Below are 14,961 nucleotides of genomic sequence, written 5' to 3' on the forward strand. Positions count from 1 at the left end.
TCCTTCAATTGACTTCAGTTATTAAAGTATGTGATAATTTCATATAATAATTAATATATATGAATGTTATATGTACGGAGGTTCTATTATGCGACTAGTACTACCTATTCTAACTTTAGTAGTAACATGTATTCTTACTTTTAACGCTCCAAGCTGGGATACGATTAAAACGGGTTGTTCAGATTTTGCTGCAGGGTTCGCTGAAGGATTCTTCAACTAAAAATAGCGCTAGCTCCCTTATTAAAGGTATGCTAGCGCTATTCATATTTTCATGTTTTAAAAATTATCTAATGCTTTTTCCATAATGGAAACAGATTTAAAAGGTGGCGTTACCGTTAATGAACCTTTAACAACCGTTTCTCCTTTTTCATCATGAGCAGATACAAGCATATCAATTGTATGTGCCTCCTCAGAAACAGCCACAACTTCAAAGTGGATTTGTAACGTTTCATAATGGTGAACATGCTTCACGAACGTAAGGTCCTTCCTAATAATATGACTACCTGGACCTGGTAAATATTTCGTAACCGCCGTTGTAATCATTCCCGTTAGCATAATGCTTGGTACAATCGGCTTTTCATACGGAGTTTGGGATGCGTAATCATGCTGAATATATAATGGATTGGCATCATTCGTTAGCCCTAAATACAATAACAAATCTTTATCCTCAATTTTTTCAGTGATAGATAGTTTCTCTCCTACTGTAATTTCATCCATTTTACGACCAATTTGAACTTTTTTCTTTAACATGTTACAACCCCCTCCGATTTTTTCACCTTATTATCCTACTAAAAGCGATACCTTATCCGAAATTTACTATGATGAGGGCAATGTATAGTATAAATCTACAGTTTCATTATAGGATACTACAAATGATAGCGTTTTCATATTATTCCAAAAAAACATTTCATTAAATAGTAGAAAAAGATTCGGGGCCCCGAATCTTTTTCCGCTTATATTTAATTATTAAACAAGAACTTTCATAACGTTACGTACAGATTCTACAGAGCGATCTAACGCTTCTTTTTCCTCTGCAAGAAGTTCTAATTCAATAATTTTTTCAATTCCGTTACCACCTAGAATTACTGGTACCCCTAAGTAAAGGTCACTATAACCATATTCACCTTCAAGATACGCAATAGCCGGTAATACACGGCGTTGATCTTTTAAGATTGCTTCTGTCATTTCAACTAAAGAAGCCGCTGGTGCGTAATATGCACTACCGTTTCCTAATAAGCCTACAATCTCTCCGCCACCCTTACGTGTACGTTCTACAATTGCCTCTAAACGCTCTTTCGGAATTAACGTTTCTAACGGAATGCCACCCGCATAGGAATAACGTACAAGAGGTACCATGTCGTCACCGTGTCCACCAAGAACAAATCCTGTAATGTCTTTCACAGAAAAATTTAATTCTTGTGCAATGAATGTACGGAAACGAGCTGTATCTAATACGCCCGATTGCCCGATAACACGCTCTTTCGGGAATCCTGCTTCTTTAAATACAGAATATGTCATTGCATCAACTGGATTTGTTAATACAACAATAATCGCATTTGGTGAATGTTTTGCAATGTCGCGCGTAATACTTTTCATAATTTTAGAGTTTGTTGCTACTAAGTCATCACGGCTCATACCAGGCTTACGTGCAATACCTGCTGTAATAACGACAACGTCAGAATCAGCAGTATCTGCGTAATCAGATGTTCCAATAATGTTAGCATCAAAACCTTGTACTGGGCTCGCTTCTAACATATCTAACGCTTTCCCTTTTGTTGGATTTTCCAGTTGTGGAATGTCCACTAATACAACATCTGCAAGTTCTTTTTGTGCTAATAAGAATGCTGTTGTTGCTCCTGTAAATCCTGCACCGATGACTGAAACTTTCTTGCGTTTGATTGTCATAATTTACCCCCCACTTTAATTATGCGTTTTTGATTATCGCTACATCCATGTTTTTAATAAGCTCATTAGCAAATTCAGAACATTTCACTTCTGTTGCGCCTTCCATTAGACGAGCGAAGTCGTATGTTACTACTTTTGATGCAATTGTTTTCTCAACTGAATCAGTTACTAATTTCGCAGCTTCATTCCATCCTAAATGTTCTAGTAATAATACACCAGAAAGAAGAACAGAAGATGGGTTTACTTTGTCTAAACCTGCATATTTTGGAGCTGTACCATGTGTAGCTTCAAAGATAGCATGTCCAGTCACATAGTTAATGTTTGCACCAGGTGCAATACCAATTCCACCTACTTGTGCAGCAAGTGCATCAGAGATATAGTCACCATTTAAGTTCATTGTTGCAACAACATCGAACTCACGTGGACGAGTTAAAATTTGTTGTAAGAAGATATCTGCAATAGAATCTTTTACGATGATTTTTCCAGCCACTTCTGCGTCTGCCATCGCTTTATTCGCTGCATCTTTGCCATCTTTTTCAACGATGCGATCATATTCAGCCCAAGTAAATACTTTATCGCCAAATTCTTGTTCCGCAACTTCATAACCCCAGTTTTTGAAAGCACCTTCTGTAAATTTCATAATGTTTCCTTTATGAACTAATGTAACAGAAGAGCGTTTTTCGTTAATTGCATATTGAATTGCAGCACGAACAAGACGCTTTGTCCCTTCTTCTGAAATTGGTTTAATACCAATACCAGATGTTTCTGGGAAGCGGATTTTATTAACACCCATTGCTTCTTTTAAGAAAGCAAGAACTTTTTCTGCTTCTGGAGATCCTTGTGCATATTCAATTCCAGCATAGATGTCTTCTGTATTTTCACGGAAAATAACCATATCAGTATCTTCCGGACGTTTTACAGGTGAAGGAACACCTTCAAAATAACGAACTGGACGTAGACATACGTATAAATCTAATTCTTGACGAAGCGCTACGTTTAGAGAACGAATACCACCGCCAACTGGAGTTGTAAGTGGACCTTTAATTGCGATTAAATATTCACGGATTAAATTTAAAGTCTCTTCTGGTAACCACTCGCCTGTTTGGTTGAATGCTTTTTCCCCTGCAAGCACTTCTTTCCAAACGATTTTCTTCTCACCATCATAAGCTTTTTCTACTGCTGCTTCTAGTACGCGAGATGCAGCTTCCCAAATATCAGGACCAATTCCATCTCCTTCGATAAATGGAATAATCGGATTGTTTGGTACATTCATAACACCATTAGTTACAGTAATTTTTTCACCTGTCGTCAATGTGATAACCCCCATGTTTGAAATTTCATATGTATGAAACTGAGGGAATAACCCCTCAGTTCAAACCGTTAGTCAAATTAAAATATTCTAATCATTACATCTTCCCAAAAAAATCAGACTTTTGAAAGCGTATTTTTACTATCGAAATAGTGTTTTTCGCTTATCGTTGTGCAATTGGAACATATACTTGATGTGTTGGTCCATTATAATCAGCACGCGGACGGATTAAACGGTTGTTTTCATATTGTTCTAGAATATGAGCTAACCAGCCTGACATACGGCTAATTGCAAAGATAGGTGTAAATAAGTCATGGTCAATTCCTAAACAATGGTATACAGAAGCTGAATAGAAATCAACATTTGGTGGAAGACCTTTTTCTTTTGTTACAATGTCTTCAATTTTGATAGACATATTATACCATTTCTCTTCTCCTAAAAGCACGCATAATCTCTTAGACATTTCACGTAAATGTTTTGCACGTGGATCACCTTGCTCATACACACGATGACCAAAGCCCATGATTTTCACTTTATTTTGAAGAGCATTATGAATATATGATTCTACATTTTCTTCTTCGCCAATTTCAGTTAACATCTTCATTACATTTTCATTTGCCCCGCCGTGAAGAGGACCTTTTAACGCACCGATTGCTGCAGTAATACCAGAATATACATCTGAAAGTGTAGCTACGCAAACACGTGCAGTAAATGTAGAAGCGTTTAACTCATGATCTGCATGAAGTACAAGCGCCTTATCAAAAGCTTCAATTTCAACTTCATTTGGCTCACGATCATTTAACATGTACAAGAAGTTTGCAGCTAATGATAAATCTTTTCTCGGTTCAACAATATCTAAACCTTTACGGATTCTTGCATAAGCGGCAATTAAAGTTCCCACTTGAGCTTGTAATTTAACCGCTTTCAAATAATTGGACTTTTCATCCATAATTTCAGCGCTCTCATCGTATAATGATAGCATGGAAATTGCAGTTCGTAAAACAGACATAGGATGTGCGATCTTTAAATCTACTTGTTTCAAATATGTTAAAATTTCACCTGGCACTTTATAGTATTCTGATACAGTTTCATTAAATTCCGCTAGTTCTTGTTCGTTAGGAAGCTTACGGTGCCATAATAAGTACACTACTTCTTCAAATGTAGCATTCTCAGCTAAATCATCAATATTATACCCAACATAAGTTAATGTATCATCAATAATAGAGCTCACAGATGATGTTGTTGCTACTACCCCTTCTAAACCTCGAATAACAGTCATGACATTCTCTCCTTTTCCTGAAAAATTCTCCCAACCTTGCTCCTTATATCTATTTGCTCCCCTTATGAATTATGAACGCCCGTTCACTCTTTAGGCAAGCAAAATGCACGATCATGCACATTTGTTGCGATGTTCCCCTCTTAATGTCCATTGCTTACATGGAAAGCATGAGCGTGAATGTCTCCCCGAATCCTCACGCTCAGAACAACAAGTTAGTGAGGAAAATGAATTCCGAAGAGTTTTATGATAAAAACAACATAAAACAATATCATTATAAAATTGTTTTATGTTGTTTTTATTTTATCTGGTGTAAAGTCTCTGCTGTTATGTAACTTTTCAAAGTTTCTAATTCTATTATAAACAATTATCTGACTTTTGTGAACAGAAAGAATTCAAAAATTTTATATTACTATAAAATTCCTTATTTAAACATTTGTATAATACTCATAACTGCATAGGCAATTCCAGCCCCAATTAATGGGCCTACAGCCACCCCATTAAATAAGGCAACCGCTATAATCGTCCCAAAAACAAGCGCAGTTGTAATATGAGGGTCCGTCGTCAATAATTGTACGCCGCCTTTCGCTAACAAAGCGACCGCCACACCTGAGGCTAAAGCAATCCATGCATAATATGATTTCGCTGCTTCTCCGAGTTGTTTAAAGCCTATTTCCCCTGTCGCAATCGGTACGAGCACTGCTATTGTAATGACTGTTACACCAAGGTTAATCCCTTTCGTTTGTAAATAAGGAAAGACTTTATCTCCTAAAAACGTAAACTTCAATAAGAATAACACTCCAATGGCTACAGTAAGCGATTGGTTTTTAGCAATAAGTCCTATAATAAGTAGTATGAATAAAAATAACGTTGACTGACTAATCATGTTTGCACTTCCTTTCTGAAAATAATGAACTCGCTTCCAAACAAAAATACCTTTAAACCTATCGTTATACATGTCATATCGATGTCTATTTGCCAATGAGAATAAGCCAACAATTTCATTTTTGTATGCATTTTTAACTTACAAAACGAGACTGTAACCCAAAAAAATCAAAGCATATATACATTTTTGAAAACGATGGTCTCTCCTTTCTTTTCTAACAAGAAACAGGTAAAATAAAAAGAAGAGAAAATGAAGTTTTTACCATATAGTAGAAGCATCATCAACAAGCTTTTACAGTCGTTCATGTACTGAAAAAGCAGGGAAAATCCATCATTCCACTATAACATAAAAGTGAAACTTTAATCAGTGAATGCTACTCGTTATAAGTTGAACGAATTAGGCTAATACAAATTGGAATGGGAGGTATACATCTTTGAACCGAAACTTACTATATATGATATTGCGACTCATATTTGTCATTGTAGCAACGGTAGCTGGGTTCTATGTATTACTATACATGTCAGGACTTATCTATCCTTTTATTATCGCTTTTGCATTTGCTTATTTGATTAATCCTGTCGTCAATTTCCTTAATCAAAAACTACAATTCCCTCGCGCACTAGCAGTACTCGTTAGCTTAATTCTCGTATTCGGAGCTATCGTCGGGCTTGTTACATACCTTGTAACAGAAGCAATATCTGCCACAACATACTTACTACAACTTGTTACAGTAAAGTTTCCGGATATCGTTAAATTCGCAGAGCAATTTGCACTTAATCATATTATGCCTCTCTATGACGATTTAATTTCTAAATTTAATCATCTTGGAGAACCGCAGCGTTATACAATTACACAAAACATCCAAAACTTAGGAACTGAAGCAACAACACAAATGAAAGAACTTTTAACAGCTATTATAAGTGGATTAACAAATTTCATTAGTGCATTACCAACAACTCTAACTGTTCTTGTATTCATTTTATTAGCCACTTTCTTCATTAGTTACGATTGGCACCGTCTTGCTCAAAAAGCAAGAAAACTTCTACCGAATCGTGTACATGGCTACGGAAAAACTATTTTTGTCGATTTAAGAAAAGCTTTGTTCGGTTTTGTTAAAGCGCAACTTACACTCGTATCTATGACAACCGTTATTGTACTAATCGGACTTTTAATATTACGCGTACCATACGCCATTACTATCGCGATTATTACAGGTGTTGTAGATTTACTCCCATACTTAGGGACAGGAGCCGTCTTCGTCCCTTGGGTTATATACGTATTTTTCACTGGCGACACCGCATTCGCCATCGGTCTTCTCATTCTATACATCGTCGTGATTGTCCAAAGACAAATTATGGAACCTAAAGTACTTTCATCTAATATTGGTCTTGATCCATTAGCGACACTAGTCGCTCTATTTATCGGCTTTAAGCTCTTCGGTTTCTTAGGATTAATCATCGGTCCAGTCACATTAGTACTACTTAATACATTACACAAAGCTCATGTCTTCCATGACTTGTGGAAATACATTAAAGGTTCACCCTCTTCAAAACAATAATTTCTAATTCACACAAAAAACTTAAGGAATAATGAGTGCAATTTCCCACTCATTATTCCTTGTACTTCTTTTTCATACTAACTACATGCAAAAAGAGAATTGCCCAAAAAAGGATAATTCTCTTGTTTTTTTGCATATAAAAACGGATTTTTCAACCTAAAATACATTTTTATTCTATTTATTTTATAATTATTACTTACATTTATTACTTTTTATGTAAATGAATAAATATACAAATCAGTATAAGATAAGGCTTCAACTAACGATTCCCCTGCTTTTATCAGATTTCATTACGTTCCTCGATCCTTCATACACAAAAATAAAACTTCAATATAGCGGATTTTTTCTACATCCTATTCATTAAGAACAAATAGTATCCAATTTACATGTTCAATCAGAAATATATATCCTACACAATAAAGTGAAACTTTAATCAATCAGGTTTTGTTCATCCCCCACTAATTATTAACCCGTACCAATCAGGCTTTTTGCAGAATAAAAAAAGTAGTGCTTAGATCGCTATAATCTAAGCACTACTTCTGAATAATAATAGTAGATCTCTTTCTAAACTTCCATTCCATCCACTTCATAACAAGCGGCTTCAATAAAGCCCTAGTAAAAGGGACAACAAAAATAAACCCCATTACATCCGTCACATATCCAGGAAGCACTAAAAGAATACCTCCTACAAATACAAAAATACCATCTAGTACTGCCTCGCCTGGCATTTCTCCTCTATTCAACTTAGATTGAATCTCTCTAAGCACTTTAAACCCTTGCCTTTTCGCCAAATATACACCTACAACACCAGTAAATACAATCATAGCGAACGTAGACCATAACCCTATTACATGACTCGACCCAATTAATACCGTAATCTCAACCGCCGGTATTAAAATCAACAAGAATAACAACCATTTCACAGTTCTGCACCCCTTTCACAAATCGCTTTAAAGACCCCTAAAACGCTCATATAGACTAAACAGAAGTAAGACATCCATTCACATTAAACTTCATAACAAGCAGCTTGTAAAAGCAAATTTAGACGTTTTAAAATAGTTCTATCATGTTTTTGTGTAAAAAAAAGAGAAGGACTCCGCTCCTTCTCTCCGTATTACTTCTTATAGCACTTCCGCATGTCCATTATAAACAATTCCGCGTGCCGCATCAACTGTTACTTCTTGGCCATTTTTTAAAGTTGCTGTTACGCCGTTTACACCAACGATAACAGGAATACCGATTGATACGCCTACAACAGCTGCATGGCTAGTTAAGCCACCTTCTTCTACAACTAAAGCAGCAGCTTTTTCGATTGCAGAAATCATATCTTTATCAGTGCTTGTTGTAACAAGGATATCACCTTCGTTTACGTTCGCTACAGCTTCAGCAGCTGTTTTCGCTACAACTACTTTACCTTTTGCAGCTTTACGACCGATTCCTTGTCCTTTAGCAACTTCTTCACCAACAACATGGATTTTCATTAAGTTTGTTGTACCAGTTTCAGCAACTGGAACACCCGCAGTGATTACTACAGTGTCTCCAAGTCCGATTAGACCTGCATCCATACCTGTTTGAATCGCAGTATCTAACATTTCGTCAGTAGACGCTGCACGTTTCCCAGCCATAAATGCTTGTACACCCCAAACAAGTGCAAGACGACGTCCTACTTGCTCGTCAGATGTTACAGCTACGATTGGAGATTTCGGACGATATTTAGAGATCATTTTCGCAGTATGTCCACTTTCTGTTGGAGCTACGATCGCAGCTACATCAAGAGCAAGTGCTGTATGCGCAACAGATTGGCTAATTGCATCTGTAATTGTTGGAGTGAACTCTTTAATACGTTTTTTGAACATATCTTCGTATTGTAATGATTTTTCAACACGTACTGCAATGTTAGCCATCATTGTTACCGCTTCTACTGGATATTGACCAGCAGCAGTTTCACCTGAAAGCATGATTGCATCCGTACCATCGAAGATTGCGTTAGCTACGTCACTTGCTTCCGCACGAGTTGGACGTGGGTTACGTTGCATAGAATCTAACATTTGCGTTGCAGTAATAACTGGTTTACCTAATACGTTACATTTTTTGATTAAACGTTTTTGCACTAAAGGTACTTCTTCTGGTGGAATTTCCACACCCATATCACCACGAGCTACCATTAAACCGTCAGAAACTTCTAAGATTGAATCGATATTGTCGATACCTTCTTGGTTTTCGATTTTCGGTACGATTTGGATGTATTGAGCATTATGCTCTTCTAGTAATTCACGGATTTCTAATACGTCAGATGCTTTACGAACGAAAGATGCTGCGATGAAATCAACTTTTTGCTCGATACCAAAGATGATATCTTTTACGTCTTTTTCAGTGATACCAGGAAGCTTAATGCTTACGTTTGGTACGTTAACACCTTTTTTATTTTTTACAGTTCCACTGTTTAAAACTTTTGTACGGATATTCCCGTCAGCTTTTTCGATTACTTCTAGCTCGATAAGACCGTCATCGATTAGAATGCGAGAACCTGGGTCTACATCATCATAAAGACCAGCATAAGATACAGAGAACTTCTCTGCAGTACCTAATACTTGTTCAGTAGAAAGAACTACTTCTGCACCTGTTACAAGTTCAGCTTGTCCGTCTACGAAGTCGTGAGTACGGATTTCTGGACCTTTTGTATCAAGTAAGATACCAACTGTTTTACCAGTTTTCTTTGAAGCTTCACGAATGTTTTTAATACGAGCGCCGTGCTCTTCATGGCTACCATGAGAGAAGTTTAAACGAGCAACGTTCATACCCGCTTCCATTAATTGTTCTAATTTCTCAATACTTTCACTAGCAGGACCTATTGTACATACAATTTTAGTTTTACGCATATTGCACCTCCGAAAATTATGAAACCGTTCCCAAATATCCGACATTACGCCGATTAGATGGATAATTCTTTAGATAATTGATACATATCTTTATCGATTGTATGCTTTTGAGCTAACGCTTCGATAATGTCATGATCAACAAGTTTATTATCTTGAATACCTACACAGCGTCCACCTTTACCAGCAATTAACAACTCAACTGCTCTTGCGCCAAGACGACTTGCTAATACACGGTCTTGTGCACTTGGTGATCCACCACGTTGTACGTGACCTAATACAGTTACACGAGTATCAAAGTTTGTTGCTTCTTCAATATGCTTACCGATGTCAATTGCACTTCCAACACCTTCAGCTACAATGATAATACTGTGTTTTTTCCCACGTTCGCTACCGCGTTTTAGACGAGCGATTACATCATCCATGTCATACTCTTCTTCTGGAATTAAGATCGTTTCTGCACCATCAGCTAAACCAGCCCATAATGCGATGTCTCCAGCATGACGTCCCATTACTTCGATAACATATGTACGTTCATGAGATGTAGCTGTGTCACGGATTTTATCAATTGCATCAATAACAGTATTTAAAGCTGTATCGAAACCAATTGTGAAGTCTGTTCCAGGAATATCATTGTCGATTGTACCTGGTACACCAACACATGGGAATCCTTGTTCAGTTAATTTTTTAGCACCTTGGTAAGAGCCATCTCCACCAATAACAACAAGTCCTTCGATACCGTGTTTCTTTAATTGCTCGATACCTTTTAGTCGTACTTCTGGGTCTTTAAACTCAGGACATCTTGCTGTGTATAATTTCGTACCACCGCGGTGGATAATATCGCCAACAGAACCAAGTTCTAATTTTTCAATGTGACCAGAAATTAATCCAGCGTATCCATGGTAAATACCATATACTTCAATATCATGGAAAATCGCTTTACGAACAACTGCACGAATGGCAGCATTCATACCAGGTGAATCTCCACCACTTGTTAATACACCAATACGTTTCATTTGTACTCACCTCATAAAGATTATTTGCCTTATAATAAAATAACACGAAAAAATATAAAAACACAATGGAGAAGATGTGTCTTTTCATAATAAAAACGTGCATTCGCGAAGAGGAACGCACGCTTTTCTTATTTTATCCCAATGGAAGCGTTTGAAAACGAAACTTGCCCAATTTTCATATATTTTTCATAACGTTTTTCGATTAATTCATCTTTCGAAATTCCGTTTAATTGTTCAAAAGTTTTTCTAATCATTAAGTCTATATTTTCTGACTGTTTTAAAAGATTACGGTGAGCTCCACCTTTTGCCTCTGGAATAATTTCATCAATTACACCTAATTCTTTCAAATCTGCTGCTGTAATTTTCATTGCTTCTGCAGCTTCCTTCGCTTTTCCTGCATCTTTCCAAAGAATTGCCGCTGCACCCTCTGGTGTAATAACAGAATAAGTGGAATTTTCTAGCATATGAATGTAATCTCCTACTCCAAGACCTAGCGCACCACCACTACCGCCTTCACCGATAACGATACAAATAACTGGTACCGTTAAACCTGCCATCTCAAATAGATTGCGGGCAATAGCTTCACTTTGTCCACGTTCTTCAGCTGCTTTACCAGGATAAGCTCCCTTCGTATCGATGAAACAAATAATAGGACGATTAAACTTTTCCGCTTGTTTCATGAGACGCAGTGCTTTTCGATATCCTTCTGGATGAGGCATCCCAAAATTACGACGAATATTTTCTTTCGTATCTTTTCCGCGCTGATGCCCAATTACAGTTACAGGCATCCCCTTATATTTCGCAATGCCGCCGACAATCGCTGCATCATCGCCAAATAGGCGATCTCCATGACATTCAAAAAAATCAGTAAATAAGTGCTCAATATAATCGAGCGTTGTCGGTCGTTCTGCATGACGAGCAATTTGCACACGGTCCCATACTTTCATATTGCCGTATATATCTTCCTCTAAATTTTCTAGCTTGTCTTCCAAAATACGAATCTCCTCACTGAAGTCCATCTGGCTGTTTTTCGTATAGTCTTTCAGTTCACGGATCTTATTTCTTAGCTCAACAACTGGTTTTTCAAATTCTAGCTCTGCCATACAGCCATTTCCCCTCCTTGATGAACTTCTAAAATCTTACGAAGTGATTCTTTCATATCATCACGATGCACAACCGCATCTAATTGACCATGGTCTAGTAAAAATTCTGCCGTTTGGAAATCTTCCGGTAGTTTCTCACGCACTGTTTGTTCAATTACACGTCTACCAGCAAATCCGATAAGTGCACCTGGCTCTGCAAGATTATAATCACCAAGTGAAGCAAAACTCGCTGAAACCCCGCCCGTCGTTGGGTGAGTCATAACAGAAATAAATAACCCTCCTGCATTACTATGCTTTTTCAAAGCTACGCTTGTTTTTGCCATTTGCATTAAACTTAATATACCTTCTTGCATACGGGCACCACCCGAAGCAGTAAAGATAATAAATGGAACTTGTAAGTCGTATGCCTTTTCAACCGCACGGGCAATTTTTTCTCCTACAACAGAGCCCATGCTCCCCATTCGAAAACGAGAATCCATTACTGCAACAACAACAAGCATGTCATCAATTGTTCCTTCACCAGTTACAACCGCTTCATTCAATTCAGTCTTCTTACGATCGTTCTCTAATTTCTCTTCATATCCTGGAAACTCGAGTGGATTTAATGAAACCATTTCTTTGTCATACTCACGGAATGACCCTTCATCCAATATACTATCAAGGCGCTCCCATGCATTCATAGGATGATGATATCCACAGTTCACACATACTTTTAAATTTTTCAGAAGTTCTTTCGTATACATGATTTTTTTACATTTCGGACATTTTGTCATAACGCCATCTGGTACATCTTTTCGTACTTGTTCTGAAGGTATTGCAGCATACTTTTTCTTTTTCACGAATAAATCTCTTAGCACAATTTGACCCCCTTCGTTGAGAGCTAAGGTTAGCGTAAGAAGAAAATGGGGCTAACACCAATGTTTGATGTTAGCCTTATCTTCTCAATCTGTCTAATAACCTCTCTCTTTACGTTTAACTTTAACCGCTATGCGGTAGAATGTTTGTCATAACGTGTCATGGTCATTTCGACAAATTTTATACATTACGAGTGAAACTGTATATTCTCTACTAATTCATCGTAAATTTTTAGTGCATCATTTTCTTGTTTTTCTTCCAAAGTAGCATAAAGCTTTCTATACATATCGATAGAATCTCCTGAAACTTTACAAGAAAGAGTTGCTACGTAATCATTTACGATCATCCAAATGCGATATAGTAAATAATTATCGACTTGTTCAATTAGTGTTTTAAAGAACGTTTGGTGAAGCATTGGAATCGAACTTTCATTTTCTTCAAGCACTTTCTGTAATCTACTTAGCACTTTAGAAAATGTTTCTTTCGGTAAATTACATACAATTCGAATCATATCTTTCTCAAGCAATCGTTTTGTTTGTAATAAATCACGAATTGTTTTCTCATCTTGCAATAGAAACGGAGCAATTAGTTGTACAAGACCGTTATCGTAAAAGTTTCGAATAAACGTCCCTTCACCCCGTCTCGTTTCAATTAACCCTACCAGTTCTAAAGCACGCAATGCTTCTCTTACAGATGAGCGTCCTACGTTTAAGCGTGAACTTAGCTCCCGCTCAGACGGCAAACGATCCCCTGCTACCAATCCATCCTCTTCCATAATGGAACGGATTTTTTTTACAATTTCGAGATATACTTTTGTATTTGATGATGTCAATGGAAATTCCTCGCTTATTCTTTACCAATCAGCGCTAATTGTTTTGTTTTCTCAGCAACTTCATTTGGATCTACTTGACGACGAGCTACTCCTGTCTCCATTGCTGCTTTCGCAACGTAAGCTGCCACTCGAGGCGCTACACGCGCGTCAAACGGTGCCGGAATGATATAGTCTGCATTCAACTCATCTTCTGCTACAAGCTCAGCAATAGCCTGTACAGCTGCCATCTTCATTTCTTCGTTAATTTGTGTCGCATGTACGTCAAGTGCACCGCGGAAAATACCAGGGAACGCTAGTACATTATTTACTTGGTTCGGGAAGTCAGAACGACCTGTTCCAACAACAGCTGCGCCCGCTGCTTTTGCCAATTCTGGCATAATTTCCGGAACCGGATTCGCCATTGCAAAAATAATCGCATTGTCATTCATTGTACGAACCATCTCTTCTGTTAATGCACCTTCTGCAGATACACCAATGAATACGTCCGCACCTTGTACAACATCAGCTAAAGAACCTTCTATACGATTCTTATTTGTATATTTTGCAACTTCATCTTTCACTGGATTCATACCAGTAGGACGACCATCATAGATTGCACCTTTACGGTCACACATAATAATGTCGCGTACTCCATAGCGATATAAAAGTTTAATAATTGCAATACCTGCTGCACCTGCGCCATTTGCGACAACTTTAATGTCAGACATTTTCTTTCCAACTAATTTCAGCGCATTCACAAGGCCCGCTACTGTTACGATAGCTGTTCCGTGTTGATCATCATGGAAGATAGGAATATTTGTTTCTTTCTTCAAACGTTCTTCAATAATGAAGCAGTTTGGTGCTGCGATATCTTCTAAGTTAACGCCGCCAAAAGTTGGCTCCATTAATTTTACAGTTTCAACAATTTTATCTACATCGTTTGTATTTAAGGCGATTGGGAATGCATCTACACCAGCAAAGCTCTTGAATAATACAGCTTTACCTTCCATTACTGGAAGAGATGCTTCAGGTCCAATGTTACCAAGACCAAGTACAGCCGTTCCATCCGTCACAACTGCTACCATATTTCCCTTCATCGTATATTCATATACCTTACTTTTATCGTCATAAATTTCTTTACAAGGCTCTGCAACCCCTGGAGAATATGCAAGACTTAAATCTTTTGCATTTTCTACTTTTACTTTTGATACAGTTTCTAATTTTCCTTGATGCACTTTATGCATGTGAAGTGCTTCTTCACGAAGTGTTGACAAACTATCCACTCTCCTCAAATTATTCTAGCTGGTATCAATTTCTCCAAGTGGTCTGACCACGAACACTACTACTATAATAATCGAAGTGTAGG

At 37.4% G+C, this 14,961-nt stretch carries 14 protein-coding genes; 2 read left to right on the forward strand and 12 right to left on the reverse strand.

The features are described 5' to 3' along the window. The first annotated feature begins 88 nt into the window (after positions 1 to 88). On the forward strand, positions 89 to 220 hold the full coding sequence (locus tag ACUN26_RS19515; protein ID WP_001241584.1) for a hypothetical protein: 132 nt from the start codon (positions 89 to 91) through the stop codon (positions 218 to 220). Between the two features lie 56 nt (positions 221 to 276). Here ACUN26_RS19515 and ACUN26_RS19520 read toward each other — a convergent pair whose 3' ends face one another. The 5 genes from ACUN26_RS19520 to ACUN26_RS19540 form a co-directional block, all read right to left on the reverse strand. Beyond that, complete coding sequence (locus tag ACUN26_RS19520; RefSeq protein WP_000914174.1) at positions 277 to 750, reverse strand: MaoC family dehydratase; 474 nt, start codon at positions 748 to 750, stop codon at positions 277 to 279. Between the two features lie 216 nt (positions 751 to 966). Further along, entirely contained in the window at positions 967 to 1,905 is a 939-nt protein-coding gene (gene mdh / locus ACUN26_RS19525) for a malate dehydrogenase (RefSeq protein ID WP_000153227.1), read from the reverse strand. Between the two features lie 19 nt (positions 1,906 to 1,924). Beyond that, the gene (gene icd / locus ACUN26_RS19530) at positions 1,925 to 3,217 is read right to left on the reverse strand and encodes an NADP-dependent isocitrate dehydrogenase (protein WP_000206907.1); all 1,293 of its coding nucleotides are present in this window, start codon (positions 3,215 to 3,217) and stop codon (positions 1,925 to 1,927) included. Positions 3,218 to 3,377: 160 nt separating this feature from the next. Next, positions 3,378 to 4,493, reverse strand: coding sequence for a citrate synthase (citZ, locus tag ACUN26_RS19535; RefSeq protein ID WP_000216095.1), 1,116 nt, complete (start codon positions 4,491 to 4,493; stop codon positions 3,378 to 3,380). Positions 4,494 to 4,914: 421 nt separating this feature from the next. Further along, on the reverse strand, positions 4,915 to 5,376 hold the full coding sequence (locus ACUN26_RS19540; protein ID WP_000625507.1) for a DUF441 domain-containing protein: 462 nt from the start codon (positions 5,374 to 5,376) through the stop codon (positions 4,915 to 4,917). Positions 5,377 to 5,809: 433 nt separating this feature from the next. On the opposite strand from ACUN26_RS19540, the gene ytvI reads away from it, so the two are divergent. Continuing rightward, entirely contained in the window at positions 5,810 to 6,934 is a 1,125-nt protein-coding gene (gene ytvI, locus ACUN26_RS19545) for a sporulation integral membrane protein YtvI (protein WP_001081386.1), read from the forward strand. 533 nt (positions 6,935 to 7,467) lie between these two features. On the opposite strand, the gene ACUN26_RS19550 is transcribed toward ytvI, so the two are convergent. From ACUN26_RS19550 to ACUN26_RS19580, 7 genes are all read right to left on the reverse strand, one after another. Continuing rightward, entirely contained in the window at positions 7,468 to 7,857 is a 390-nt protein-coding gene (locus ACUN26_RS19550) for an FxsA family protein (protein WP_000871649.1), read from the reverse strand. A gap of 198 nt (positions 7,858 to 8,055) precedes the next feature. After that, the gene (gene pyk, locus ACUN26_RS19555) at positions 8,056 to 9,813 is read right to left on the reverse strand and encodes a pyruvate kinase (RefSeq protein WP_001232683.1); all 1,758 of its coding nucleotides are present in this window, start codon (positions 9,811 to 9,813) and stop codon (positions 8,056 to 8,058) included. Positions 9,814 to 9,866: 53 nt separating this feature from the next. Beyond that, the gene (gene pfkA, locus ACUN26_RS19560; RefSeq protein WP_000821156.1) at positions 9,867 to 10,826 is read right to left on the reverse strand and encodes a 6-phosphofructokinase; all 960 of its coding nucleotides are present in this window, start codon (positions 10,824 to 10,826) and stop codon (positions 9,867 to 9,869) included. A gap of 128 nt (positions 10,827 to 10,954) precedes the next feature. Beyond that, positions 10,955 to 11,929 (reverse strand): acetyl-CoA carboxylase carboxyl transferase subunit alpha, encoded by a 975-nt coding sequence (accA, locus tag ACUN26_RS19565; protein ID WP_000818790.1) that lies wholly within the window; start codon positions 11,927 to 11,929, stop codon positions 10,955 to 10,957. After that, positions 11,917 to 12,786 carry an acetyl-CoA carboxylase, carboxyltransferase subunit beta gene (gene accD / locus ACUN26_RS19570; RefSeq protein ID WP_000942864.1) on the reverse strand — a complete coding sequence of 290 codons (870 nt, stop codon included), beginning with the start codon at positions 12,784 to 12,786 and terminating at the stop codon, positions 11,917 to 11,919. Before accD ends, accA begins: the two co-directional genes overlap by 13 nt. A 185-nt stretch (positions 12,787 to 12,971) precedes the next feature. Then, a complete protein-coding gene (locus tag ACUN26_RS19575; protein ID WP_000204451.1) occupies positions 12,972 to 13,616 on the reverse strand; it encodes a FadR/GntR family transcriptional regulator in 645 nt (214 codons plus the stop codon). A gap of 14 nt (positions 13,617 to 13,630) precedes the next feature. Next, entirely contained in the window at positions 13,631 to 14,839 is a 1,209-nt protein-coding gene (locus ACUN26_RS19580; protein ID WP_162148121.1) for an NAD(P)-dependent malic enzyme, read from the reverse strand. Positions 14,840 to 14,961: the final 122 nt, after the last annotated feature.

The sequence above is a fragment of the Bacillus sp. WC2503 genome (assembly GCF_052682895.1).

Bases quoted from the DNA above. Each gene is read 5' to 3' on its own strand.
- mdh (WP_000153227.1), bottom strand. From the start codon at position 1,905: ATGACAATCAAACGCAAGAAAGTTTCAGTCATCGGTGCAGGATTTACA.
- pfkA (WP_000821156.1), bottom strand. From the start codon at position 10,826: ATGAAACGTATTGGTGTATTAACAAGTGGTGGAGATTCACCTGGTATG.
- pyk (WP_001232683.1), bottom strand. From the start codon at position 9,813: ATGCGTAAAACTAAAATTGTATGTACAATAGGTCCTGCTAGTGAAAGT.
- ACUN26_RS19515 (WP_001241584.1), top strand. From the start codon at position 89: ATGCGACTAGTACTACCTATTCTAACTTTAGTAGTAACATGTATTCTT.
- accA (WP_000818790.1), bottom strand. From the start codon at position 11,929: ATGGCAGAGCTAGAATTTGAAAAACCAGTTGTTGAGCTAAGAAATAAG.
- ACUN26_RS19540 (WP_000625507.1), bottom strand. From the start codon at position 5,376: ATGATTAGTCAGTCAACGTTATTTTTATTCATACTACTTATTATAGGA.
- ACUN26_RS19520 (WP_000914174.1), bottom strand. From the start codon at position 750: ATGTTAAAGAAAAAAGTTCAAATTGGTCGTAAAATGGATGAAATTACA.
- ACUN26_RS19580 (WP_162148121.1), bottom strand. From the start codon at position 14,839: ATGCATAAAGTGCATCAAGGAAAATTAGAAACTGTATCAAAAGTAAAA.
- citZ (WP_000216095.1), bottom strand. From the start codon at position 4,493: ATGACTGTTATTCGAGGTTTAGAAGGGGTAGTAGCAACAACATCATCT.